Genomic DNA, 21271 nt, shown 5'->3' with positions numbered 1-21271 from the left:
ATGCCGAAGCCACCTGTGAATGCGAAAGCAAAAAACGCCAAGAAAAATAACAAAAAACAAGCTCCAAAATTTTCTAAGCGATTGGTTCTAATTGGCCTGTTTATTGTTTTAATTTCTACTTGTGCCATTTTATGGTCGAGTCTATTTAAAGCTTATCCGATTGAAGGCAAAAAACAGATGTTATCCATTACATCGGGTGAAACCTATTCTGGTTTTATTGATCGGTTGGCGAAAGAAGGCAAAATTAGCTTTCCAGTGGTATTAAAGCTTTATCAGAAATTTATGATTCATGACAGCATGAAAGCTGGTGTGTATGAAATTGAACAGGGAATGAGTGTAAGAGAAGTATTAGAGATGTTATCTGATGCAGATAATGCTCAGATGAACCGTGTTTTGGTTATTGAAGGCACAACTTTTAAACAGCTTATTACTGCATTAAAAAATGATAAAAACGTAAAAAATACAATATTAGATTTACCCGATGATCAGCTGATGAAAGCGCTTGGCATTCCTTATGATCATCCAGAAGGTTTGTTTGCACCTAATACATATTTCTTTGCAAAAGGCGAGACTGACAAGAAAATTCTTACCGATTTATATCATCGTCAAATGAAAGCTCTAGATGCAGCTTGGGCAAATCGTGCGCCGAATTTACCTTATAAAGACAAATATGAAGCATTAATTATGGCTTCTATTGTTGAGAAAGAAACAAGTTTAGACAGTGAACTTACACAAGTTTCTGGCGTTTTTGTCCGCCGTTTAAAAATTGGTATGCGTTTACAAACGGATCCAACTGTTATTTACGGTATGGGCAATAACTATAAGGGAAATATTACCCGAGAAGACCTGCGTACCCCAACAGCATATAATACCTATACTATTAATGGCTTACCACCAACTCCAATTGCTTTGCCAAGCCAAAAAGCAATTGAAGCTGCGTTGCATCCAGATGACTCAAATAACATCTACTTTGTAGCGACTGGCAATGGTGGGCATAAATTTACGGCAAGCTTGCAAGCGCATAATCAAGCGGTGCAAGACTATTTATCCGTGTTGAGATCGAAGAAATAAGGAAAAGAGATGTTTATTAGCTTTGAAGGCACGGAAGGTGTAGGTAAAACTACGCTTATTCGAAAAATTCATCAGCATTTTGAAGAGCAAGGCAAACAAGTTGTTTTAACGCGAGAGCCGGGTGGTACACCGTTAGCAGAACAAATACGCTCTATGCTTTTGGCAGTCAATCATGATGAAAATATGAGTCATGATACCGAGCTATTACTCATTTATGCGGCACGTGCTCAACACTTACAACAGGTCATTTTGCCTGCTTTAGAATCTAATAAAATTGTATTAAGTGATCGTTTTACCGATGCAAGCTTTGCCTATCAATGTTCTGGTCGTGGTTTAAGCCAAGATAAATTACAGCTTTTAAATCAGAACTTTGTTTCACGCATGCCAGAGGTGACTTTCTGGTTAGATGCACCGATTGAACTGGGGATGGACCGTGCACGTGAACGTGGAGCTTTAGACCGTTTTGAACAAGAAAAGTTAAGTTTCTTTACTAAGGTTCGTGAAGGTTATGAAACCTTGTGGAAAGCTGAACCCGAACGAATTAAGCGATTAGATGCTACGCAAAACCCAGATCAGGTGTTTGAGCAAGCTTTGCAATATTTAGGATAAGCAATTGGATGGGGAGCCACTCTTATAAACTATGGGAGTGGTGCAAAATGACGTTAATTCTGATTTAAAACGTCATAGAAAATATCTGTTATTTTCTTATGCTATCTTACATATGATTTATAGATTGAAGAATAACAAGGATGAAAAGCTCAAAAGAAGAAATCGTGGCATTTCTTGAAAAGGAATTTCCACCAAGTCTTGAACATTGCACTATTGAATCAGTCACGCCCAAAGCTGCGGTTGTTTATTATCATGTCGATCAAAGACATCAACGTCCCGGTGGCACCATATCAGGTCCAACCATGATGACCTTAGCAGATTTTGCTTTATATATTGCTATCTTAGGTGAAATCGGAATTATTGGTTTAGCTGTGACGACTAACTTTAATATTAACTTTTTACGCAAACCTGCGGGTGATCAAGACTTACGCAGTGAGTGTAAGCTCATGAAAGTAGGAAAGAGCTTGGTGGTGGGTGAGGTTTGGATTTATTCAGTCGGTTTGGATGAACCCGTTGCACATGTGACCGCGACTTATTCAATTCCACCTAAATCATAAATATCAAAACAAAAAAAAGCACAGTCTGAACTGTGCTTTTTTTTGTTTTATAAGAATTACAGCTCTGTATTAACCAATGGCTGTTCTACTGCAAAGTTTGGAGGTGTTAAAACAGTTTTACGAATTTCACTCGAGGTTTCAGGATAATCGAGTGTGTAATGTAGACCACGTGATTCTTTACGTTGCATCGCACAACGAACAATCATTTCAGATACGAGAACAAGATTACGCAGTTCAATCAGGTTCTTGCTCACACGATAATCTTGATAGTATTCGGTAATTTCACGCTTTAACATTTCAATACGGTGTAAAGCACGTTCTAAACGTTTTGTGGTTCTTACAATACCAACGTAGTTCCACATGGTAGAACGTAACTCATCCCAGTTTTGTAAAATCACCACATCTTCATCTGGATTGGTGACTTGAGAGTCATCCCAACTTGGTACTTCTGGTAGTTTTAAATCTTTATCAAATTTATTTTCGATGTCTTTTGCTGCACTCATGCCATAGACGAAGCATTCAAGTAATGAGTTACTCGCCATACGGTTTGCGCCATGTAAACCCGTATAAGACGTTTCCCCAATAGCATATAAGCCTTCAATATCGGTCTGGCTATTTGAGTCAACGACAACACCACCACAAGTATAGTGAGCTGCTGGCACGACAGGAATCATATCTTTGGTAATGTCGATGCCCAATTCAAGCAATCGCGCGTAAAGTGTAGGGAAGTGTTCTTTAATAAACTCTGGTGATTTGTGCGTGATGTCTAACCACACATGGCGAATACCGAGGCGTTTGATTTCATGGTCAATGGTACGTGCCACAATATCGCGTGGAGCCAGTTCTGCACGATCGTCAAAACGTAGCATAAAACGTTCGCCGTCAGGTAAGCGCAAGTAAGCACCTTCACCACGCATCGCTTCGGTAATTAAAAATGAACGAGCTTGTGGATGGTACAGGCACGTTGGATGGAACTGATTAAATTCCATGTTGGCTACACGACAACCTGCGCGGTAGGCCATAGCAATACCATCACCAGTGGCAATATCTGGATTAGATGTGTAGAGGTAAGCTTTCATCGCACCGCCGCAAGCAAGCGCGGTAAATGGTGCAAGGAAGGTATGAACCTTTTCTGTGTTTTCATCTAATGCATATAAACCAATAGCGCGATTCGCTTGGTCAACATGGCCTAATTTTTGTGAAGTAATTAAATCAATCGCAATATAGTTTTCAAAAATAGTAATATTTTTACGTTCTTGGGCACGTTCAACCAAGGTGGTTGAAATAGCTTTACCTGTTGCATCCGCAGAATGGATAATACGGCGCTGTGAATGACCGCCTTCGCGGGTTAAATGAAGTTGTTCGTCTTCATCTAAGGTAAATTGCACGCCTTGCTTTAAAAGAAAATCTACAGAAGGGCGACCACCTTCTACGGTATGTTGTACCGCATCCATTTCACATAAATGGGCACCTGCAATCATAGTGTCATTAATGTGCTGTTGAATAGAGTCAGTCTCATCAAGAACAGCAGCAACACCACCTTGAGCGTAGAAGGTACTTGCTTCAGTTAAAGCAGCTTTTGCTAAAACTGCAATATTAAAATGATTTGGTAACGATAAAGCCAGACTCAAACCAGCGCCGCCGCTGCCCACAATAATCACGTCAAAGTGGTGAATTGTCTGTAAATTAGGCATGTCCATTCGCATCAATTTAAAACGTCCGCTAATGACACCGCTTTTTATCTAAAAAGGCAAGAGCTTAAGCGCTCTAACTCAGAGAAAAATTGCAATTGGCTTAAAAAGTTGCAATGCGTAAAATAATGATTGTAAGGTTGCCTTACAAATAAACATATTGTTACGCACAACTCCAAGGCGTTGTGATACAAAAGTTTTATTCTTATTCTCGTAGACCAATTGTGGGTGAGCACCGAATGAAAACTCGCTATTTACAACAAGGAATGTATGCAGCGGTATTTACAGTTGCTGCTGTTCAAGCAAATGCTACTGTTGATTTTTCAAACCTCGTTGAACAAGTTAGTCCAGCAGTGGTGAGTGTAAACGTCGTAAAAAAAATGACTCAGGATGAACTGTTGCAGCAGCAAGTTCCTGAAATTTTGAAACGTTTCTTTGGAAATCAGGTCATCATTCCGCAGCAACAAGGTCCACAAGAAAAAACCGCATATGGTAGTGCATTCTTTATTAGTAAAGATGGTTACCTACTCACCAACCACCATGTGATTGAAAATGCCTCACGTATTAGTATTACTTTAAATGACCGCCGTGAAATTGATGCAACTGTGGTTGGTAGTGATGAGCGTACAGACGTTGCATTGTTAAAAGTGACTGGAAATAGCTATCCAGCTTTACGCGTAGGAAATGTTGACCGCTTACGAGTAGGAGAGCCCGTTTTAGCAATTGGTTCGCCTTTTGGTTTTGACTACTCTGCGTCAGCAGGTATTGTGAGTGCTAAATCACGAAATATGAGTGGTGAAACGTCGGTACCATTTATTCAAACTGACGTTGCGCTAAACCCAGGTAACTCTGGTGGTCCATTGTTTAACCAAAATGGTGAAGTAGTCGGGGTAAACTCTCGAATATTTAGTGGTACTGGCGGCTATATGGGCTTGTCTTTCTCTATCCCGATTGACGTAGCGATGGATGTGGCCGAACAGCTTAAAACTAAAGGTAAGGTAACACGCTCTTATCTTGGTGTGATGATGCAAGACATTGACCGCAACCTTGCTGATGCTTACAAGTTACCAAAACCTGAAGGTGCTTTAATTACTCAAATTTCTCCGAACTCGCCTGCACAAAAAGCAGGCTTGCGAGCTGGAGATGTGATTTTGAAATATAACGGTAATCCGGTATCGCGCACTAGTGAATTACTCTACGCATTGAACAAAGTACAGCCGAATCAAATTGTTCAGTTTGAAGTTTTACGTGATGATAAAACCCGTAATATTTCAGCAACTTTAACAACTGCCCCAGATGAAACGCCTGCCACAGGAGCACAAAGTGCTGTATCTAAAGGACCAGTTTTAGGAATGAGCATTCGTGATTTAGCTGAGCCAGAAAAAAGTGCTTTAAGTGTAAAAGGTGGTATCTATGTACAAGATGTTCGCCGTGGTGGCTTAGCATCATTGTCAAATATCATTCCAGGTGATGTGATTGTTCAAGTCAACAATAACCAGATTTTAAATAGTCAGGATTTTGCAAAAGTCGTTTCTAACTTGCAAAAAAATACCGTAGCACGTGTCGCGATTATTCGTCAGGGACAACGCGCAATGCTCGGTTTACGTATCCAGTAAACTTAAAAAAGAAACAATGAGCCACCCTAAACATGGGTGGTTTTTTGTTATTTATCTTGAGCGTATAGTGATATCTACCTACACTTATTTCAGTTTGAAAGTTAATAAATAAGAGTGTGAACATTCGTGAGTAGTATTTTTGATTTACATATTCAGGTACAGCCACATCATATTGATGCGTTAGGACATGTGAATAATGTGATGTATGTACAGTGGATGCAGGATGTAGCTGCTGCTCATGTTGAAACCTTAGGAGTAGGGGTCACTAAATACCTCGAACTAAAACATGCAATGGTCGCGGTTGAGCATCATGTGCAATATCGTAAAGCTGCATTTGAAGGCGAACAAATTGTATTACGCACATGGTTAGATGATATCAATGCTCTTTATTCTTTCCGCCAGTATGTATTTTTCCGTCCATCAGATCAGGCTGTATTATTTGTTGGAAATACAAAATGGGCATGTATTGAAATTGCCACAGGGCGTCCAAAACGAATGTCTCCAACTTTTACCCATGCATACAAGCCACTTGATTCAAGCATAAACCCTTATGATTTTACTGTTTCATATGTTAGCTAGTAAAAAAGAGAGGCTGAAATTTGGAGTATTCATTTTCCATAGAAACTGATCGGTTGGTTTTAAGTGATCTTACAGATGATGATAAAGATTTTGTCTTTGAATTATTTTCAAATTCAAGCGTACTCGAATTTTATGATTTAAAAGCCTTTACTACATTAGAAGAAGCTCAGGCTCTAATTGAAAAAATGCATAAAAAATGGGACCAACGGCTAGGTTTTAGACATGCTATTCGTCTTAAACAAGATGCAACTATGTTGGGAACATGTGGAGTAAATGCTGTCAAACCGATTGGTGATGATTTTGCGGTAGTCATTGGTTATGAGCTTCATCCTCATGCATGGGGTTCGGGATATATGCATGAAGCTCTTACAGGGCTAATTCACTATTTGAAACAAGAGGGATTATTCCAACGAAAAATAAAATATGTTTGGGCTGAGATATTTGAGCCCAACATTAGATCCCAGCAAGTTGTTCACAAACTTGGATTCAAATTGATTGGAAAGATCGCTAATCATACTGGCAATAATTTATCTGCAAGCCTGCTTAGGTTTGAGCTAAAGCTGTACTGATTTACATACTCTTCCAAGAGAAATAGTTTGTTATGTTGAGAAGTTTAAAAAGCTTTTTTAAAAGAAAGAATTTATGTCTTTTTCATATCTGCAATCTGTTATAATCGCACGCAATTAATTTAACTGCTTTGGCTGTGTATTAAAACAAGCTACATAGCACTCTATATTTTCTCAAGGTAACCCATGGCGCAAGCTAAAAAATCCGTCGATATCAAAAATATACGAAATTTCTCGATTATTGCTCACATTGACCATGGTAAGTCTACATTGGCTGACCGCTTTATTCAGATGTGTGGTGGTCTACAAGATCGTGAAATGCAAGCCCAAGTCTTAGACTCAATGGAGCTTGAGCGTGAACGTGGGATTACCATTAAAGCCGCTTCTGTCACGCTGTATTACACTCATCCAAATGGTCAAGAATATCAACTTAACTTTATTGATACTCCTGGACACGTAGACTTCTCGTATGAAGTTTCTCGTTCATTAGCCGCATGTGAAGGTGCGCTATTGGTTGTAGATGCTGCACAAGGTGTAGAAGCACAATCAGTTGCAAACTGTTATACCGCAATTGAACAAGGTCTCGAAGTTCTTCCTATTTTAAATAAAATTGATTTACCACAGGCTGAACCTGAACGTGTAATTCATGAAATTGAAGAAATCATCGGGATTGAAGCGACAGATGCACCGACTTGTTCAGCAAAAACAGGTTTGGGTGTTGAAGGTGTTTTAGAACGTTTAGTCGATGTTATTCCAGCGCCTGAAGGCGATCGTGATGCTCCATTGCAAGCATTAATTATCGACTCATGGTTTGATAACTACTTAGGTGTAGTTTCTCTTGTACGTATTAAACAAGGTCGTATCCGTAAGGGCGACAAAATGTTGGTTAAATCGACAGGACAAACTCATCCGGTAACTTCAGTGGGTGTATTTAATCCTAAGCATACTGAAACAGATATTCTTGAAGCTGGTGAAGTAGGTTTTGTTATTGCGGGTATTAAAGATATTTTTGGTGCACCAGTAGGTGACACTATTACCCTTGCTGCTACACCTGATGTTGCAATTTTACCAGGTTTTAAAAAGGTTAAGCCACAGGTTTATGCTGGTCTTTTCCCGATTGATGCGAGTGACTTTGAGCCATTCCGTGAAGCGTTACAAAAATTGCAGATCAATGACTCGGCTTTATTCTTTGAACCAGAAAGTTCAGATGCATTAGGTTTTGGTTTCCGTTGTGGCTTCTTAGGAATGCTACACATGGAGATTGTACAAGAGCGTTTAGAGCGTGAATATGACCTTGATCTCATCAGTTCTGCACCTACCGTAATTTATGAAGCATTAACCAAGAAGGGCGAAACGATTTATATCGATAGTCCATCAAAAATGCCAGACGGATCTACTGTAGAAGATTTGCGTGAGCCGATTGCAGAGTGTCATATCCTTGTTCCTCAAGAGTACCTAGGGAATGTAATGACCCTATGTATTGAACGCCGTGGTGTTCAAAAAGATATGAAATTCTTGGGTAATCAAGTTTCTATTACCTTTGAAATCCCGATGGCTGAAGTCGTTATGGATTTCTTTGATAAATTAAAATCATGTTCTCGTGGTTTTGCATCGCTAGACTATAACTTTGTGCGTTTCGAAAGTTCAGCTTTAGTTAAGGTTGATGTATTAATTAATAGTGACAAGGTTGATGCCTTGGCTATGATTTGTCACCGTAATGACGCGCGTCATCGTGGTATTGCATTGGTTGAGAAAATGAAAGATTTGATTCCTCGCCAAATGTACGACGTTGCTATTCAAGCAGCTATCGGTGCACAAATTATTGCTCGTTCTACTGTAAAAGCGATGCGTAAAAACGTATTAGCGAAATGTTATGGTGGTGACGTTTCACGTAAGAAAAAACTACTTTCTAAACAAAAAGAAGGTAAGAAACGTATGAAACAAGTGGGAAGTGTTGAAATTCCACAAGAAGCGTTCTTGGCTGTATTGAAAGTAGAAAGATAAGAAATGAGGGGGGAGAAGTAAGATATTACTTTTCCCCCACTTTAAGACAAGCAGCTAGGCTGCGAGTGAGGTCGTGTGGATTTTGATTTTAATTTAATTCTTGTTCCAGTTACGCTGATTCTATTTGCAGTGTGGTTGTTAGATAAATTTGTATTCAAACAGCGTGCAAATAAAGGGCGCGGGAACGAAAATTTTGTTATTACATGGGCCTATGACTTTTGGCCAGTTTTAGCTGTAGTACTTGTACTTCGTTCATTTCTTTATGAACCATTTAATATTCCATCAGACTCTATGGTACCTACCCTAGAAACTGGTGATTTTATTCTGGTTAATAAATTTGATTATGGTGTGCGTTTACCTATCGTCAATAAGAAGATTATTGATGTGGGCGAACCAAAGCGTGGTGATGTGATTGTGTTCCGTTATCCACCTCAACCTACCATTAGTTATATTAAACGTGTAATCGGTTTGCCAGGTGATCATCTTGTTTATGATCATGGACAATTGATTATTAACGGACAAAAAGTACCGAAAGTATCAACACAGTTTAGTCGTGAAAAAGATGTGTTAGATACCCCAACGTCTATTTATCATAAAGAGACGATTGGTACGCACACCTTTACGATGCGTGAGCTTGAAGGCGTAAATGTGGCACGTCAAGCACCGTTTATCAACTATGTTGAAAATGGTAAATATGCAAACCAAGACGGTTTATATTGGGAAGTGACTGTTCCAAAAGGACATTACTTTGCAATGGGAGATAACCGTGATCAAAGTGCAGACAGTCGTTTCTGGGGCTTCGTTCCTGAAGAAAATTTAACAGGGCGAGCATTCTATGTCTGGATGCATAAAGAACCGGGTTTACATCTTCCTAACTTTGGCCGAAATGGAAAAATAGATTAAAAACAACCATTAGGAAAAAAAGAAATGCGTAAGGCACAACAAGGTACTTCGTATTTAGCAATTTTATTTGGGGTGGTTATATTTGCAGTTGCAGTAAAAGCTGTACTTGCAGTTTGGCCAGCATATTGGGATGATCGATTGATTAATAATCAAATAGAAGAGCTTTTACAAGAAAGCTCTTCTGAGATCACACCACAGAAGTTTGTGACGCAAATGGATCAGCGACTGGAAATGAACAATATTCGTGATCTCCACTTTAAAGAGATTGCGCAAGTGTTTAATCAGTCTGGTCTGACAGTCAAAAAGAAATATGAAGTAAGAAAACCTTTCTTATCAAATATTGATTTAGTTTTAACATTTGAGAAGAGTTTTGATAAAACATCAGTTCAAACTAAGTGATCCTCGCTTATTGAGTCGCATCGGATATCAATTCAAGCAGCTTGAGTTGTTACAGTTAGCTTTGACTCATCGTTCGGTGAGTCATAAATACAATTACGAGCGCTTGGAGTTTTTAGGCGATTCATTATTAGGCATGATTGTTGCTAATTATCTATATCATGCCTATCCAAATGAAAACGAAGGTCGTCTAACACGTATGCGAGCGACTTTAGTTCGTCAGGAAGCTTTAGGTAAGATTGCAACCGATTTGCAACTTAGTCGGTGTTTAATATTAAGTACGGGTGAATTGAAATCTGGTGGTCATCATCGTGAGTCAATATTAGCTGACACGGTAGAAGCGATTATTGGTGCAATTTATATTGATAGTGGTGATCTCAACTTACTTACAGATATTGTGCTAAAATGGTATGTACCCTATTTAGACCATATTGAACCTACAGATCAACTTAAAGACCCGAAATCACGTTTACAAGAGTATCTACAAGCACGTAAAAAACCTCTCCCTGTTTACGAGGTTGTAGATATTCAGGGTGATGCACCTCACCAGCACTTTAAAGTTGAATGTTTGATAGATGGTTTATCAAAGATTTATGGTGAGGGTTCAAGTCGTCGTTTTGCCGAGCAGGCAGCAGCGGCGGAAATTTTAAAGTTATTGGAGCAATAACCTGCATGTCGATGCATTCTGATCAAATCAATCCAGATTCAAATGATAACCAAGATCCTAATAATCTGATTGATCAATTTTTTAGTTCCAAAGGCGTAACAATTCCTTCGGATTTTAAGAGCGGATTTGTGGCGATTGTAGGACGTCCAAATGTGGGTAAATCTACCCTCATGAACCATTTATTAGGTCAAAAGCTCTCGATTACTTCGCGTAAACCTCAAACAACACGTCATAAAATTATTGGTATTGATTCGCGTGAAAAAATGCAGGCGGTATATGTAGATACCCCAGGTATGCATAAAAAAGAAGTGCGCGCTATTAATAAAATGATGAACCGTGCAGCGCATTCTGCATTACGTGATGTCAATTTGGTCTTATTTGTTATTGATGCTTATAAGTGGACCCCAAATGATGACTTAGTGCTTGAAAAACTCAAGAATGCTGAAATGCCAGTTATTTTGGTGATTAACAAGGCTGATACTTTTGAAGATAAAAGAGATATTCTTCCTTTAATTCAAGAGCGTGCCAAGCTTATGAATTTTGCCGAGATTGTTCCTGTATCTGCATTACGCGGAGCAAATCTGGAACACTTGAGTGAAACGATTGAGAAGTATCTTCCTTATCAAGCGCCTTTGTATTCATTTGATCAGATTACTGACCGTTCTGAACGCTTTTTAGCTAGCGAAATTATTCGTGAAAAAATCATGCGTCAGTTAGGTGAAGAACTACCTTATGATTTAACAGTACAAATTGAATCTTTCAAAACGGAAGAGGCTGCTGTTAATGAGAAAACTGGGCGTTTAAAACCAGCTTGTACCTATATTGATGCAACGATTTTTGTAGATCGTGCGGGCCAGAAAGCGATTGTGATTGGTGAAAAAGGTGCCAAGCTTAAAACAATCGGTATGGACGCTCGAAAAGACATGGAAAAAATGTTTGAGCAAAAAATTATGCTCACACTTTGGGTAAAAGTGAAGGGTGGCTGGTCTGATGATGAGCGTGCCTTAAAAAGCTTAGGGTATAGTGATATCTAAAGGATAAGGATACTGGTATGAAAACAATTACATCATTGGTCGCTATAATTGGATGTACATTGATGTTACAAGGTTGTGTATATAAGCTTGTAACCGTACCAGTAGGTATCGCTTATAAAACTACAAAAGGTGTTGTTAAAGGTACAGCGGCTGTTGTAGGGGCGGTAATTCCTGACGGTGATGATGAGGATGACAAAAAAGAAAAAGAATCTGAGGAATAGTTTCTTTTTATGATGCGCAATGAAGTCCTCCATGGATATATGATTCATCACCGTAAGTACCGTGAAAAAAGTCATATTGTGCATCTTTTTACTCAGGAGTATGGGCGAGTCGATGGTATTTTAAGACAGACTCCGCCCCCTCAGTATCAACCTATCCGATTACAAGCAACTGGTAAAAGTGAGCTGAAGAACTTTACTAAGTTAGAAATATTAAATCAGCCTGTTTTCTTTTTTGGTGACGCCTTTTTTGCCGGATTTTATTTAAGTGAAATCATTCTTCGGCTATGTCCACTAGAAGAGGCAATGCCTCAATCTTTTGAGCAATATCAGTTAACTCTATTGCAGTTACAGCAGCTCGCTTCTAATGATCAGCCCGATCTTTTTTTAAGACAGATATTACGCCAGTTCGAACATGTGCTTCTGCCTGAACTAGGGTACGCGCTTGATTTCTCAATTGATACTCAGCAGCAGCCGATTCAATCTCATCAGTTTTATCAATTTCAAGTGACCGAAGGTTTTGCTCCTGTTGCGCAGGCGAGTCGTTCATCTTTGTCAGGAAAAGCGATTTTGTCTATGGTGGATTATGAGCAAGGACAGGATTTTTCTCACGAACAACTGCAATTATTAGGTAAACTATACCGCCAAATGATTACATCGCTTTTAGGAGATCGTCCCCTAAAAAGTCGACAGTTGTGGATTCAAAATACTCAAACTCAATCGTAATTAGGATTTATTTATGGCTGCATTGCTTGGTGTAAACATAGACCATGTTGCTACTTTAAGACAGGCGCGCGGTACTACTTACCCAGACCCTGTAGAAGCTGCTCTCATTTGTGAACAAGCTGGTGCAGAGGGGATTACCTTGCATTTGCGTGAAGATCGTCGCCATATTCAGGATGATGACGTACGTCGTATGCGACCATTACTAAAAACACGCATGAATCTAGAGTTGGCTGTTACTGATGAAATGGTCGAGTTTGCGAAAGAAATTCAGCCACAGCATGTATGCTTCGTTCCTGAAAGACGCCAAGAAGTAACAACTGAAGGTGGTTTGGATGTAGTAGGTAACTTTGAAAAAGTTAAAGCTGCAACTCAGACTTTAGCTGCTATTGGCTGTGACGTATCATTATTTATTGATGCTGATCTAGCTCAAATTGATGCAGCAGTTGCATGTGGCGCACCTACGATTGAGTTGCACACGGGTGCATATGCAGATGCGGCAACGGAGCAAGATCAACAGGCTGAGTTGGCGCGTATTATTAAAGGTGTTGAATACGCAGCTTCAAAAGGTTTGGTAGTAAATGCGGGTCATGGCCTTAACCTTAAAAATATTGCTCCAATTGCTGCTATCTCACAAATTCATGAATTAAACATTGGACACTCAATTATTGCGGATAGCATTTTTGTAGGTCTTGTTCAAGCTGTCAAAGATATGAAAGCAGCAATTCAGGTGGCAGGATAATTGGTTATGTCGAGTATCAATTACGATGAGTTAATGCAACCTGTCTTGGCCTTTTTAGGATGTCAAACGCCAAAGGCATGGTTAGATGAAGCGATCAATAATTTAGATATCTTGATGCAAGATCATGCTAACTGCGAAAAAAAAGCAGCTAGTACAGCAATGAACTTAATGTTCCGCTATAGCTTTTTCCCTGATTTGCAAGTGAAGCTTGCACAACTGGTACGGGAAGAAATGCTCCATTATGAACAGGTGCTTGAGCTAATGGCCAAGCGTGGTCAGAAATGGGATGGCTTAAGTGCAGGGCGCTATGCAGGTGGGTTGCGTAAAGAGATTCGTACTTATGAGCCAGAAGCTTTAATTGATGTACTTGTGGTAGGTGCTTTTGTTGAGGCGCGCTCATGCGAACGTTTTCATGCACTTGCCCCACGTGTAGATGAAGAGTTAGGACGCTACTATCGCTATTTGCTTAAGTCAGAGTCTCGTCATTTTGAAGACTATTTGGCACTTGCACTTGATGTTGCAAACACTGCAAAAATGAAAAATCCTAAAGAGGATATTCAGCAGCGCATTGAGCATATTCGTGAGGTTGAAAAGAACCTGATTTTAACGCCTGACGATACCTTCCGCTTTCACAGCGGTGTACCTGCATAATCAAAAAAATTGTAAATAAAAAGTTTATCTTTCTAGGTAAACTTTTTATTTTAACCCTTTAATTTTTAATTGTTTTTATAAGCTATTTTAATTTGGGATATGCTGTATTGATTCTTGTACAGTTTTCATAAGTCATATTTATATAATTAATTTCCTTAAATATTGTTATCCATAATCAAATTTTTTATAAAATTCTTTTATTTTTTAAAGTAATAACGAATATTATGTAAATATAAAGATAGGTTTGTTCATAATCGGTTCAACTAAAGTAGTCGAATATTTTAAGGATATAAGAATGTTAGCATTAGTTACAGGCGCTTCTGCGGGTTTTGGTTATAGTATTTCAAAAAAACTGATTGATTTAGGTTATAAAGTTATTGGCTGTGGAAGACGGGCAGAAAAGCTAAAAGAATTACAACAAGAGCTCGGTGAAAAATTCTATCCACTCGTATTTGATATGACAGATACGGTGGAAAATATAAATAAAGCATTGGTTGATTTACCAGCCGAATTTCAAATTAGTCAAATTGATTTATTGGTTAACAATGCTGGATTAGCATTAGGCCTAGAGCCAGCAGATAAATCAGATTTGGATGATTGGTACACCATGGTAGATACCAATATTAAAGGGTTGATTACCGTTACGCGGCTAATTTTACCGAATATGGTGAAGAAAAAGTCCGGTTTAATCATCAATATGGGATCAATTGCAGGTACATACCCATATCCGGGTGGTAATGTTTATGGTGCAACCAAAGCATTTGTGGAGCAATTTAGTTTAAATCTTCGAGCTGATCTGTCAGGTACTGGCATCCGAGTGACTAATATTGAGCCAGGTCTTTGTGGTGGTACAGAATTTTCTTTGGTGCGTTTCAAGGGCGATCAGGATAAGGTAAATAGTTTGTATGATAAAAAGAACCCAATCTTGCCTGAAGATATTGCAAATACGGTAGCGTGGGTCGCATCACAGCCTCCACATATTAATATTAACCGTATTGAGATGATGCCAACCTCTCAGTCCTTTAATCCCTTAAAAGTTGTTGAAGTGGAATAATGAGTTTAAAAATGATCTAAGAAGAGGATTGAAGGTGATATTTCTTTTAGATTTAGATTGGGTCATTGAATGAAACTAGTAGATTAATCATTAAATCCTCTATGCCGTCACAGGGGATTTTTTATAGTTATGGGTAAATTTATGGCAAAAAAAAGCCCGCTTTAATGCTGCGGGCTTTTTAGTATTTGGCTCTCCCACCTGGGCTCGAACCAGGGACCTGCGGATTAACAGTCCGTCGCTCTACCGACTGAGCTATGGGAGAATCTGCATGCGATTATAAGGAGATTTTGAGAAGGGTCAAGTGAAAATCGCCATGTTTCCTTCATTTTTGTGTTGTATGCTTTTTATTTGACCAGTTGAGCGGTGAGCTGAGAAATTACTTGCGCTTTAAAAATTCAATTGCTAGATTTAAACAAGAACAAGCGTTTGAAGAAATTCAAACAGTGTGGATTTAAACCAACTTGCCAGCACTAAAATGGCTAAATCGGAGATAAGTATGAAAACACTTACTATTGCCTCTATTTTTTCTAATTTTGATTTTTATCAACGCAATTATCTCAATATCTTAAGTCGACCAGAATCTTATTATACACCTGTAGAGGGTGCGTCGATTGATGCTTATCCTTTTAAAAAGCAGGACTTGTACTTAGGTGATTTATTGCAGCTTTGGTTCAGTTCTAAATGGAATGTGCATAGTTCACTAAAAGTTTTAAAAAGTTCAAAACTATTAAATCCCTCTAAACCCTTATATATTTTTCAATTAGAAGGGGAGTTACTGTTGGGCAAAAATAAAGTTCTAGCTTGGTCTACTGAACATCAAGAAGTTATAGAACTTCAACTTAAAAATATTTGGGCACCTTATATAGTGGCGCAAACTTGTGATCGTCCAGATAATCCAGATTACTCAATAAAAAAGGCAGCGGTTTAAGGCTGCCTTTTATGACTATGAACGAATAATCATGCAGGTTGCTGTTGCATAGGCATAAAGTTTACCTTCTTCATCAATAATCTTTCCTTCGGAAATTCCTAAGTTTTTACTTATGTTAATGATTTTACCTGTTGCAATTAAAGGATGGTTCTTTGGAATAGGGCGGCACATTTTTACGTTAAGATCGATTGTTCCGTAACCTACACCAGCAGGTAACATCGTATGAACTGCACAGCCAGTCACAGAGTCTAAAACTGTAGCCGCAAAACCACCATGTACGCCCCCTAGCGGATTTAGATGATTATGATCTGCTTGCGCTTTAAAAGTAACAGAACCTTCTGAAATTTCAGTAGGTTGCATAGGTATGGTTTTACTAATACTTGCTGCTGGAATATGGCCATCAATCATCGCTTGTAAAAATTCAAGACCAGTCATTTCCATGGGATTTTTCATTTTTGAGTCCTTTAATTTTATAAGTTCTTAAATGGAACTTAATTTTAAATTATGATGTAAAAGTACTATTGTCAAGTTAGAAAAATGAAGTGATAAGTTCAGTTATAGTTTACAAACTTGTAAATTTTAATTAGACAGAATATTTTATGAAATTAAAAATATAAAACTTATCAATGGGAAATAATAATGAACGGTCAATGTTTATGTGGTAAGACTACATTTGAGGTAGAGCTAAAAAATCATGATGTGCATGTTTGCCATTGTTCGATGTGCCGCCGACAAACTAGTGGTGTCATTATGACAATTGATGTGGTCAAAGATAGTTTAAAGTTTATTCAGCAAAAGCATCTGAGTATTTTTAACTCTTCTGAATGGGGAGAACGAGGTTTTTGTAATGCTTGTGGAACAACAATTTTTTGGAGAACGAAAGATCAAAGTTACTGCAATATCAATGCATTTTCTTTAAATGAGCCAGTAGAAGATTTGAATTTGGATATGGAAATTTTTATTGATTCAAAACCCGATTTTTATACTTTTCAAAATGATACAAAGAAATTGACTGAGGCGCAGGTCGCCGCGTTATTTTAACCTATAATAATTTTAATTATAAAAAAGGGCCTCAATTTTGAGACCCTTTTAATTTTTACAGATTATTTCGCAGCTTTTTCAGCTTCGATTGAAGCGATAGCAGCATCTACACCTTCAATTGAGTCAGCAGCTTTTTTGATACGTGCTAACGCATCAACAAGTACTTCGTCAGCTGTTGCATATGAAATACGCATAAAACCGCCTAAACCAAATGCATCACCAGGTACTACTGCTACGCCTGTTTCTTCTAGTAACCATTCAGAGAATTCTGTGCAAGATTTTAAGCCTTTTGCACGAATAAGAGGGCGAATGTTTGCATAGGCATAGAAAGCACCATCAGCAGGCAAGCAAGAAATCCCTTTGATTTCATTCAAGCCGTTTACGACTAAGTCATGACGACGTTTGAACGCTTTAATCATTGGTTGAAGTACGTTTTGAGGACCATTCAATGCAGCTTCAGCAGCAACTTGTGAAATAGAAGTTGGGTTTGACGTTGATTGAGACTGGATTTTTTTCATTGCGCCAATGATTTTTGCTGGGCCGGCTGCATAGCCAATACGCCAACCTGTCATCGCATATGCTTTAGAAACACCATTTAAAACAATCGTACGATCATATAAATCTGGAGCAACAGTTGCGATGTTGTAGAACTCATCTTCCCAACGAATTGGTTCATACATATCGTCAGATGCAACAAACACTTGTGGATGGCGACGTAATACTTCAGCTAAAGCTTCTAATTCAGCTTTGCTATAGATCATACCTGTCGGGTTAGATGGGCTGTTTAATACAACTAAACGAGTGTTAGGAGTAATAGCCGCTTCTAATTGTTCAGGAGTAATTTTGAAACGTTGGTCTTCACCACATTTCACAATGACTGGAGTACCTTCAGCAATAATGACCATATCTGGATAGCTTACCCAGAAAGGTGCTGGAATGATAACTTCATCGCCTTTGTTTAATAGAGCAAGTGCCAAGTTAAAGAAGCTTTGCTTACCACCACATGAAACCAAAATCTGATTTGCTTGATAATCAAGATTATTATCGCGTTTAAATTTAGCAATAATTGCTTTTTTTAATCCAGAAGTACCATCTACAGCCGTATATTTGGTGAAACCATTATTAATCGCTTCAATTGCAGCATCTTTGATGTGTTGCGGGGTATCAAAGTCTGGTTCGCCAGCACCTAAACCAATCACATTCTTGCCAGCAGCTTTAAGTTCAGCAGCTTTGTTGGTTACAGCAAGTGTAGGGGACGGTTTGATGGCATTGACACGATCAGAAAGACGTACGTCCACGGCAATATTCCTCTTATGGGATTAAAAAATAAAAAGCATACTATCTTATCGCAAAAATTAAGTAATTTGCGGATGTGAACCTTTTCAGATGTAAAAAAGTTTAGTTTAGTAATCATCTTAAGCAATATTTATTCAATTGAAGCTTTTTTAGAAAGAAATGAGAAAATCATTTATAATAGGTCGCAATCGAAATTTCGAGAATGAATCATGACTGAGCAACAGCCAAAACAGAAAAAGGCTTTGGTGAAATTGCCATTCCCAATGCCGAATGATAGCAATGCAGCCGACGACGCGGTACACAACCAAGTGCGTCCAAAACCAGAGCAATACGCAGATAGAACGTGGATGCCTCCGCGTGGTACTCGTCGTTCTATGGGAAAACGCTAATCTCGAAAACAGGCAATATGCCTGTTTTTTTATTGATTAAATAAAATTTCCTGATAATAGCTTTTTTTCTTTTGGTACATGTGATGGTCAGCTCGCTTCAACATGTCCTCAATTTGTTCATTTGCTTGAGTTGTTGCATGTCCAATTGCAATGCTAATTGGGTGGCTTGAATAATATTGATTGTCGATATTAAAAAGCTCTTGAATGGTTTGAAGCATAATTAGAACATTCGCCTCATCTGCCCCCGGCATTAAAATCACGAATTCATCGCCACCTATTCTAGAAGCCGTATATGCTGTATTTAAAATAGCCTGACTTAAAATATTTCCGACGCGGCGCAATAAGCCATCCCCAATATCATGACCAAACTGATCATTTGTTTCTTTTAATCCATTCATATCTAAGAAAATTGAAGAAACAGGTCGAATAATGCTTCGGTTTAAACGGTTAAGCTCTTCTGTAAAAAAAGCGCGATTATATAGTTTGGTCAGGACATCGTGTTGCCCCAAATATTCAAGATAGTTTTCCGCTTTTTTTCGCGCCGTAATATCGGTAAGTGCAACCTGTACCAGTCCCCAAGTGTCTTCATAACCCGGAAAAACGGTAAATTGAAGCAATACATTTCTTATTTGCCCATCTAAGGCATAGTTAATCGCTTCACGCTTATGATGAATATTACCTTGCCATAATTCGATGAGTTGTTCCCGAAAGGTTTCAATCATCTCTTCAGCAAAAATTTTATGTGTATTTCTTAAAAGTGTCGACTTATCGGGAGCCTTAAATAAATCAAGAGTTGCCTGATTAACATCTAAAATCAGAATATCTTCTACACACTGACGGACAAACTCAGGATGGACATCTAGAAAAGTTCTAAAATCTTCAATACCTAATAACCTGAGTTGATCAATTCTATTTTTTATACGACTGAAATCTTCGACCCAAAGAGAGGTGGGTGAATAGATAAACATAGACTCAGCTAATCGACGATTTTTTGCTTCCTCACGAAGTGCATTTTGATAGGGCGTAATGTCTTCGGTGGTAATTAATACACGCTCAAAGGTCGATTCAGAGCCGGGTAAAATAGAACCTCTTAGCTGAACATCAATACGTTTGCCTGATAAGGTGTAATTTACAGTCGTACTTGAAAAGTGAGTTTTACCATTCCATAGTTCTTCAAGCTCAAAAATATGGGATTCGAACATTTCTTTTTTAAAAATAAGATTTAAATTCGAATATAGCTCTTCGTGAGTTTTGGCTTCAAAAAGTTCTAATGTTTTTTGATTAACACGAATGATTTTAATTTTATGTGCACATTCACTGATTAAGTTTTTATTTTTACTTAAAAATTCATGGAGGTTTTCAATACCTTGATTTCTCCATAAATCAAATTGTCGTTTAACTTCACTGAAATCCTCAATCCACATTGGAATTGGACTAAGGTCAAAAATTGAAGAATCTAAAGTTTCCATATGTTTCTTTAAGTATTCAGTTTGCCTTAAAGTATAATGAGAAAAATTAGGATTTGGGAAGCTAAAGAACTTAAATCTATTAGAATAATTAAAAATATAAAGATTAAATGTAAGTAAAAATAAAATAATGAGAAAGCAGATATTATCTGCTTAGCTCATAGATTTATAAGAAAAATTAACGATTAATAGGGTGGTCAATATTCTTTTCACCACGCCAGAGTTTGATAAAGTCTTGCTCGTCAAAATCGTAAAGTTCCATGAGTGCAACCACAGCACTTACAAAAATCATAGCACCCTCAGAGTTGCCGTGCAGGTCAAAAATTTTACCATTCAGCTTACCTAAAATATCGCTAAGCTCATGATCACGACCTCGGCCATAACGATCTCGAGGGTATAGCTCTTCATTTAAAACAATAAGAGCAATCGCTTTTTCAGCAGCCGATAAATCTGTTTTATCTAAGGCTTCTTCAAAAGATTCACTTCCATGATTGAAGTAAAAAATTACTTCATCATTAATGAAACTTTTCACCATCTTTTGGGTTAATGTCGGAAATTCAGAAACTGCATTATCTTCAACATAAGGTTTAAAAGATTCTGGAAAGATAACGTTGTGATGAATATCTTTAAATAGTGGTGCAATTTCAGAAACTTTATAACCTGCGATGCCACAACCTAAAGCCGTGACAAAATATTTCATTTTAGGATGATTTTTTGCATATATCTTAAAATCTTCAACATAGTGCTCAATTTGTGAAAGAGGCATTTGTTGAATATGTTCATTTAAGGTGGGAATTGCAAAGCTTTGACCAGCCCAGCCGCGACCTACACCTTCAACTGCTCCGAAGTGTTGACTGGCAACGCGTGCTGCACCGCTACCGTGCTGTCCAGCAAGGTTACTTCCAAACACAAAAACTGTATCTTCGGGAAGTTCGGTTACAATACTTTCATCATGATATTGATAGGTCATGGTTATGCTTTTTATTTAATGGATAGCTTCATGTTGCAACTGATTATGGTATTGGTCAAGTGTTAAGATGCTTAATCTTTTACATTGAATTTCCAACTCA

The 21271-nt window shown here is 38.2% G+C and carries 23 protein-coding genes, 1 tRNA gene and 2 pseudogenes; 20 read left to right on the top strand and 6 right to left on the bottom strand.

Annotated elements, in window-relative coordinates:
- The 3 genes from mltG (at position 1) to ACPF64_RS18080 (ending at position 2237) form a co-directional block, all read left to right on the top strand.
- Positions 1 to 1071 (top strand): endolytic transglycosylase MltG, encoded by a 1071-nt coding sequence (gene mltG / locus ACPF64_RS18090; RefSeq protein WP_426454949.1) that lies wholly within the window; start codon positions 1 to 3, stop codon positions 1069 to 1071.
- A gap of 9 nt (positions 1072 to 1080) precedes the next feature.
- Complete coding sequence (gene tmk, locus ACPF64_RS18085; RefSeq protein ID WP_426454947.1) at positions 1081 to 1680, top strand: dTMP kinase; 600 nt, start codon at positions 1081 to 1083, stop codon at positions 1678 to 1680.
- A gap of 140 nt (positions 1681 to 1820) precedes the next feature.
- Positions 1821 to 2237: a PaaI family thioesterase gene (locus ACPF64_RS18080; RefSeq protein WP_003650294.1), complete on the top strand. Its 417-nt coding sequence runs from the start codon at positions 1821 to 1823 to the stop codon at positions 2235 to 2237.
- Between the two features lie 56 nt (positions 2238 to 2293).
- Here the strand turns inward: ACPF64_RS18080 and nadB are convergent, their stop codons facing one another.
- Complete coding sequence (gene nadB / locus ACPF64_RS18075) at positions 2294 to 3937, bottom strand: L-aspartate oxidase (RefSeq protein WP_426454944.1); 1644 nt, start codon at positions 3935 to 3937, stop codon at positions 2294 to 2296.
- A 230-nt stretch (positions 3938 to 4167) separates the two neighbouring features.
- On the opposite strand from nadB, the gene ACPF64_RS18070 reads away from it, so the two are divergent.
- The 13 genes from ACPF64_RS18070 to ACPF64_RS18010 all read left to right on the top strand — a co-directional run bounded on the left by ACPF64_RS18070 (position 4168) and on the right by ACPF64_RS18010 (position 15081).
- Positions 4168 to 5544, top strand: a complete 1377-nt coding sequence (locus ACPF64_RS18070; protein ID WP_426454942.1) for a Do family serine endopeptidase — start codon at positions 4168 to 4170, stop codon at positions 5542 to 5544.
- A 126-nt stretch (positions 5545 to 5670) separates the two neighbouring features.
- Positions 5671 to 6123 carry an acyl-CoA thioesterase gene (locus ACPF64_RS18065; RefSeq protein WP_198495320.1) on the top strand — a complete coding sequence of 151 codons (453 nt, stop codon included), beginning with the start codon at positions 5671 to 5673 and terminating at the stop codon, positions 6121 to 6123.
- 20 nt (positions 6124 to 6143) lie between these two features.
- Complete coding sequence (locus ACPF64_RS18060) at positions 6144 to 6692, top strand: GNAT family N-acetyltransferase (RefSeq protein WP_151743902.1); 549 nt, start codon at positions 6144 to 6146, stop codon at positions 6690 to 6692.
- A gap of 183 nt (positions 6693 to 6875) precedes the next feature.
- Positions 6876 to 8693, top strand: coding sequence for a translation elongation factor 4 (gene lepA, locus ACPF64_RS18055; protein ID WP_003650302.1), 1818 nt, complete (start codon positions 6876 to 6878; stop codon positions 8691 to 8693).
- A 75-nt stretch (positions 8694 to 8768) separates the two neighbouring features.
- On the top strand, positions 8769 to 9596 hold the full coding sequence (gene lepB / locus ACPF64_RS18050) for a signal peptidase I (protein WP_045429623.1): 828 nt from the start codon (positions 8769 to 8771) through the stop codon (positions 9594 to 9596).
- A 24-nt stretch (positions 9597 to 9620) separates the two neighbouring features.
- Positions 9621 to 9995, top strand: coding sequence for a DUF4845 domain-containing protein (locus ACPF64_RS18045; RefSeq protein WP_004643664.1), 375 nt, complete (start codon positions 9621 to 9623; stop codon positions 9993 to 9995).
- Positions 9967 to 10659 carry a ribonuclease III gene (gene rnc / locus ACPF64_RS18040; protein WP_004643662.1) on the top strand — a complete coding sequence of 231 codons (693 nt, stop codon included), beginning with the start codon at positions 9967 to 9969 and terminating at the stop codon, positions 10657 to 10659. The genes ACPF64_RS18045 and rnc overlap by 29 nt, the downstream gene beginning before the upstream one ends.
- Before the next feature lie 11 nt (positions 10660 to 10670).
- Complete coding sequence (gene era / locus ACPF64_RS18035) at positions 10671 to 11693, top strand: GTPase Era (RefSeq protein WP_080028321.1); 1023 nt, start codon at positions 10671 to 10673, stop codon at positions 11691 to 11693.
- Between the two features lie 17 nt (positions 11694 to 11710).
- Positions 11711 to 11914, top strand: a complete 204-nt coding sequence (locus tag ACPF64_RS18030; protein WP_004790744.1) for an NF038104 family lipoprotein — start codon at positions 11711 to 11713, stop codon at positions 11912 to 11914.
- Between the two features lie 9 nt (positions 11915 to 11923).
- Positions 11924 to 12637 carry a DNA repair protein RecO gene (gene recO, locus ACPF64_RS18025; RefSeq protein ID WP_003650313.1) on the top strand — a complete coding sequence of 238 codons (714 nt, stop codon included), beginning with the start codon at positions 11924 to 11926 and terminating at the stop codon, positions 12635 to 12637.
- 13 nt (positions 12638 to 12650) lie between these two features.
- Positions 12651 to 13376 (top strand): pyridoxine 5'-phosphate synthase, encoded by a 726-nt coding sequence (pdxJ, locus tag ACPF64_RS18020; protein ID WP_016137382.1) that lies wholly within the window; start codon positions 12651 to 12653, stop codon positions 13374 to 13376.
- A gap of 6 nt (positions 13377 to 13382) precedes the next feature.
- On the top strand, positions 13383 to 14027 hold the full coding sequence (locus tag ACPF64_RS18015) for a tRNA-(ms[2]io[6]A)-hydroxylase (protein ID WP_004643658.1): 645 nt from the start codon (positions 13383 to 13385) through the stop codon (positions 14025 to 14027).
- A 295-nt stretch (positions 14028 to 14322) separates the two neighbouring features.
- Complete coding sequence (locus tag ACPF64_RS18010; RefSeq protein WP_267530874.1) at positions 14323 to 15081, top strand: SDR family oxidoreductase; 759 nt, start codon at positions 14323 to 14325, stop codon at positions 15079 to 15081.
- 186 nt (positions 15082 to 15267) lie between these two features.
- Here ACPF64_RS18010 and ACPF64_RS18005 read toward each other — a convergent pair.
- Positions 15268 to 15343: transfer RNA gene (locus tag ACPF64_RS18005), tRNA-Asn, on the bottom strand.
- 52 nt (positions 15344 to 15395) lie between these two features.
- Between ACPF64_RS18005 and ACPF64_RS18000 the strand changes: the two are divergent.
- Together ACPF64_RS18000 and ACPF64_RS17995 are read left to right on the top strand one after the other, a co-directional pair.
- Positions 15396 to 15536: pseudogene (locus ACPF64_RS18000) on the top strand (hypothetical protein); the annotation flags it as partial.
- A gap of 41 nt (positions 15537 to 15577) precedes the next feature.
- Positions 15578 to 16009 carry a hypothetical protein gene (locus ACPF64_RS17995; protein ID WP_426454935.1) on the top strand — a complete coding sequence of 144 codons (432 nt, stop codon included), beginning with the start codon at positions 15578 to 15580 and terminating at the stop codon, positions 16007 to 16009.
- A 15-nt stretch (positions 16010 to 16024) separates the two neighbouring features.
- On the opposite strand, the gene ACPF64_RS17990 is transcribed toward ACPF64_RS17995, so the two are convergent.
- Positions 16025 to 16462, bottom strand: a complete 438-nt coding sequence (locus ACPF64_RS17990; protein ID WP_426454933.1) for a PaaI family thioesterase — start codon at positions 16460 to 16462, stop codon at positions 16025 to 16027.
- A 186-nt stretch (positions 16463 to 16648) separates the two neighbouring features.
- Between ACPF64_RS17990 and ACPF64_RS17985 the strand changes: the two genes are divergently transcribed.
- Positions 16649 to 17050 (top strand): GFA family protein, encoded by a 402-nt coding sequence (locus ACPF64_RS17985; protein ID WP_426454931.1) that lies wholly within the window; start codon positions 16649 to 16651, stop codon positions 17048 to 17050.
- Between the two features lie 62 nt (positions 17051 to 17112).
- On the opposite strand, the gene ACPF64_RS17980 is transcribed toward ACPF64_RS17985, so the two are convergent.
- Entirely contained in the window at positions 17113 to 18348 is a 1236-nt protein-coding gene (locus tag ACPF64_RS17980) for a pyridoxal phosphate-dependent aminotransferase (protein WP_426454929.1), read from the bottom strand.
- 207 nt (positions 18349 to 18555) lie between these two features.
- Here ACPF64_RS17980 and ACPF64_RS17975 point away from each other — a divergent pair, with 207 nt between their 5' ends.
- A complete protein-coding gene (locus ACPF64_RS17975; protein WP_045429644.1) occupies positions 18556 to 18735 on the top strand; it encodes a hypothetical protein in 180 nt (59 codons plus the stop codon).
- A 32-nt stretch (positions 18736 to 18767) separates the two neighbouring features.
- Here the strand turns inward: ACPF64_RS17975 and ACPF64_RS17970 are convergent.
- A pseudogene (locus tag ACPF64_RS17970) lies at positions 18768 to 20204 on the bottom strand (diguanylate cyclase domain-containing protein); the annotation flags it as partial.
- 175 nt (positions 20205 to 20379) lie between these two features.
- Complete coding sequence (locus ACPF64_RS17965) at positions 20380 to 21171, bottom strand: A1S_2505 family phage non-structural protein (RefSeq protein WP_426454927.1); 792 nt, start codon at positions 21169 to 21171, stop codon at positions 20380 to 20382.
- Between the last annotated feature and the right edge of the window lie 100 nt (positions 21172 to 21271).

Source organism: Acinetobacter sp. KB005, from assembly GCF_049949095.1.
GTDB classification, from domain to species: Bacteria; Pseudomonadota; Gammaproteobacteria; order Pseudomonadales; family Moraxellaceae; genus Acinetobacter; species Acinetobacter calcoaceticus.
Note: the sequence above shows the minus strand (reverse complement) of the source record. Positions and strands in the feature narration are given on the sequence as shown.

Coding starts and splice junctions, on each gene's coding strand:
- pdxJ (WP_016137382.1), top strand. CDS start 12,651: ATGGCTGCATTGCTTGGTGTAAACATAGACCATGTTGCTACTTTAAGA.
- ACPF64_RS17985 (WP_426454931.1), top strand. CDS start 16,649: ATGAACGGTCAATGTTTATGTGGTAAGACTACATTTGAGGTAGAGCTA.
- ACPF64_RS18030 (WP_004790744.1), top strand. CDS start 11,711: ATGAAAACAATTACATCATTGGTCGCTATAATTGGATGTACATTGATG.
- tmk (WP_426454947.1), top strand. CDS start 1,081: ATGTTTATTAGCTTTGAAGGCACGGAAGGTGTAGGTAAAACTACGCTT.
- ACPF64_RS17990 (WP_426454933.1), bottom strand. CDS start 16,462: ATGAAAAATCCCATGGAAATGACTGGTCTTGAATTTTTACAAGCGATG.
- ACPF64_RS17995 (WP_426454935.1), top strand. CDS start 15,578: ATGAAAACACTTACTATTGCCTCTATTTTTTCTAATTTTGATTTTTAT.
- recO (WP_003650313.1), top strand. CDS start 11,924: ATGATGCGCAATGAAGTCCTCCATGGATATATGATTCATCACCGTAAG.
- ACPF64_RS17975 (WP_045429644.1), top strand. CDS start 18,556: ATGACTGAGCAACAGCCAAAACAGAAAAAGGCTTTGGTGAAATTGCCA.
- mltG (WP_426454949.1), top strand. CDS start 1: ATGCCGAAGCCACCTGTGAATGCGAAAGCAAAAAACGCCAAGAAAAAT.
- ACPF64_RS17965 (WP_426454927.1), bottom strand. CDS start 21,171: ATGACCTATCAATATCATGATGAAAGTATTGTAACCGAACTTCCCGAA.
- lepA (WP_003650302.1), top strand. CDS start 6,876: ATGGCGCAAGCTAAAAAATCCGTCGATATCAAAAATATACGAAATTTC.
- era (WP_080028321.1), top strand. CDS start 10,671: ATGCATTCTGATCAAATCAATCCAGATTCAAATGATAACCAAGATCCT.
- nadB (WP_426454944.1), bottom strand. CDS start 3,937: ATGGACATGCCTAATTTACAGACAATTCACCACTTTGACGTGATTATT.
- ACPF64_RS18070 (WP_426454942.1), top strand. CDS start 4,168: ATGAAAACTCGCTATTTACAACAAGGAATGTATGCAGCGGTATTTACA.
- ACPF64_RS18080 (WP_003650294.1), top strand. CDS start 1,821: ATGAAAAGCTCAAAAGAAGAAATCGTGGCATTTCTTGAAAAGGAATTT.
- ACPF64_RS18045 (WP_004643664.1), top strand. CDS start 9,621: ATGCGTAAGGCACAACAAGGTACTTCGTATTTAGCAATTTTATTTGGG.
- ACPF64_RS18010 (WP_267530874.1), top strand. CDS start 14,323: ATGTTAGCATTAGTTACAGGCGCTTCTGCGGGTTTTGGTTATAGTATT.
- ACPF64_RS18015 (WP_004643658.1), top strand. CDS start 13,383: ATGTCGAGTATCAATTACGATGAGTTAATGCAACCTGTCTTGGCCTTT.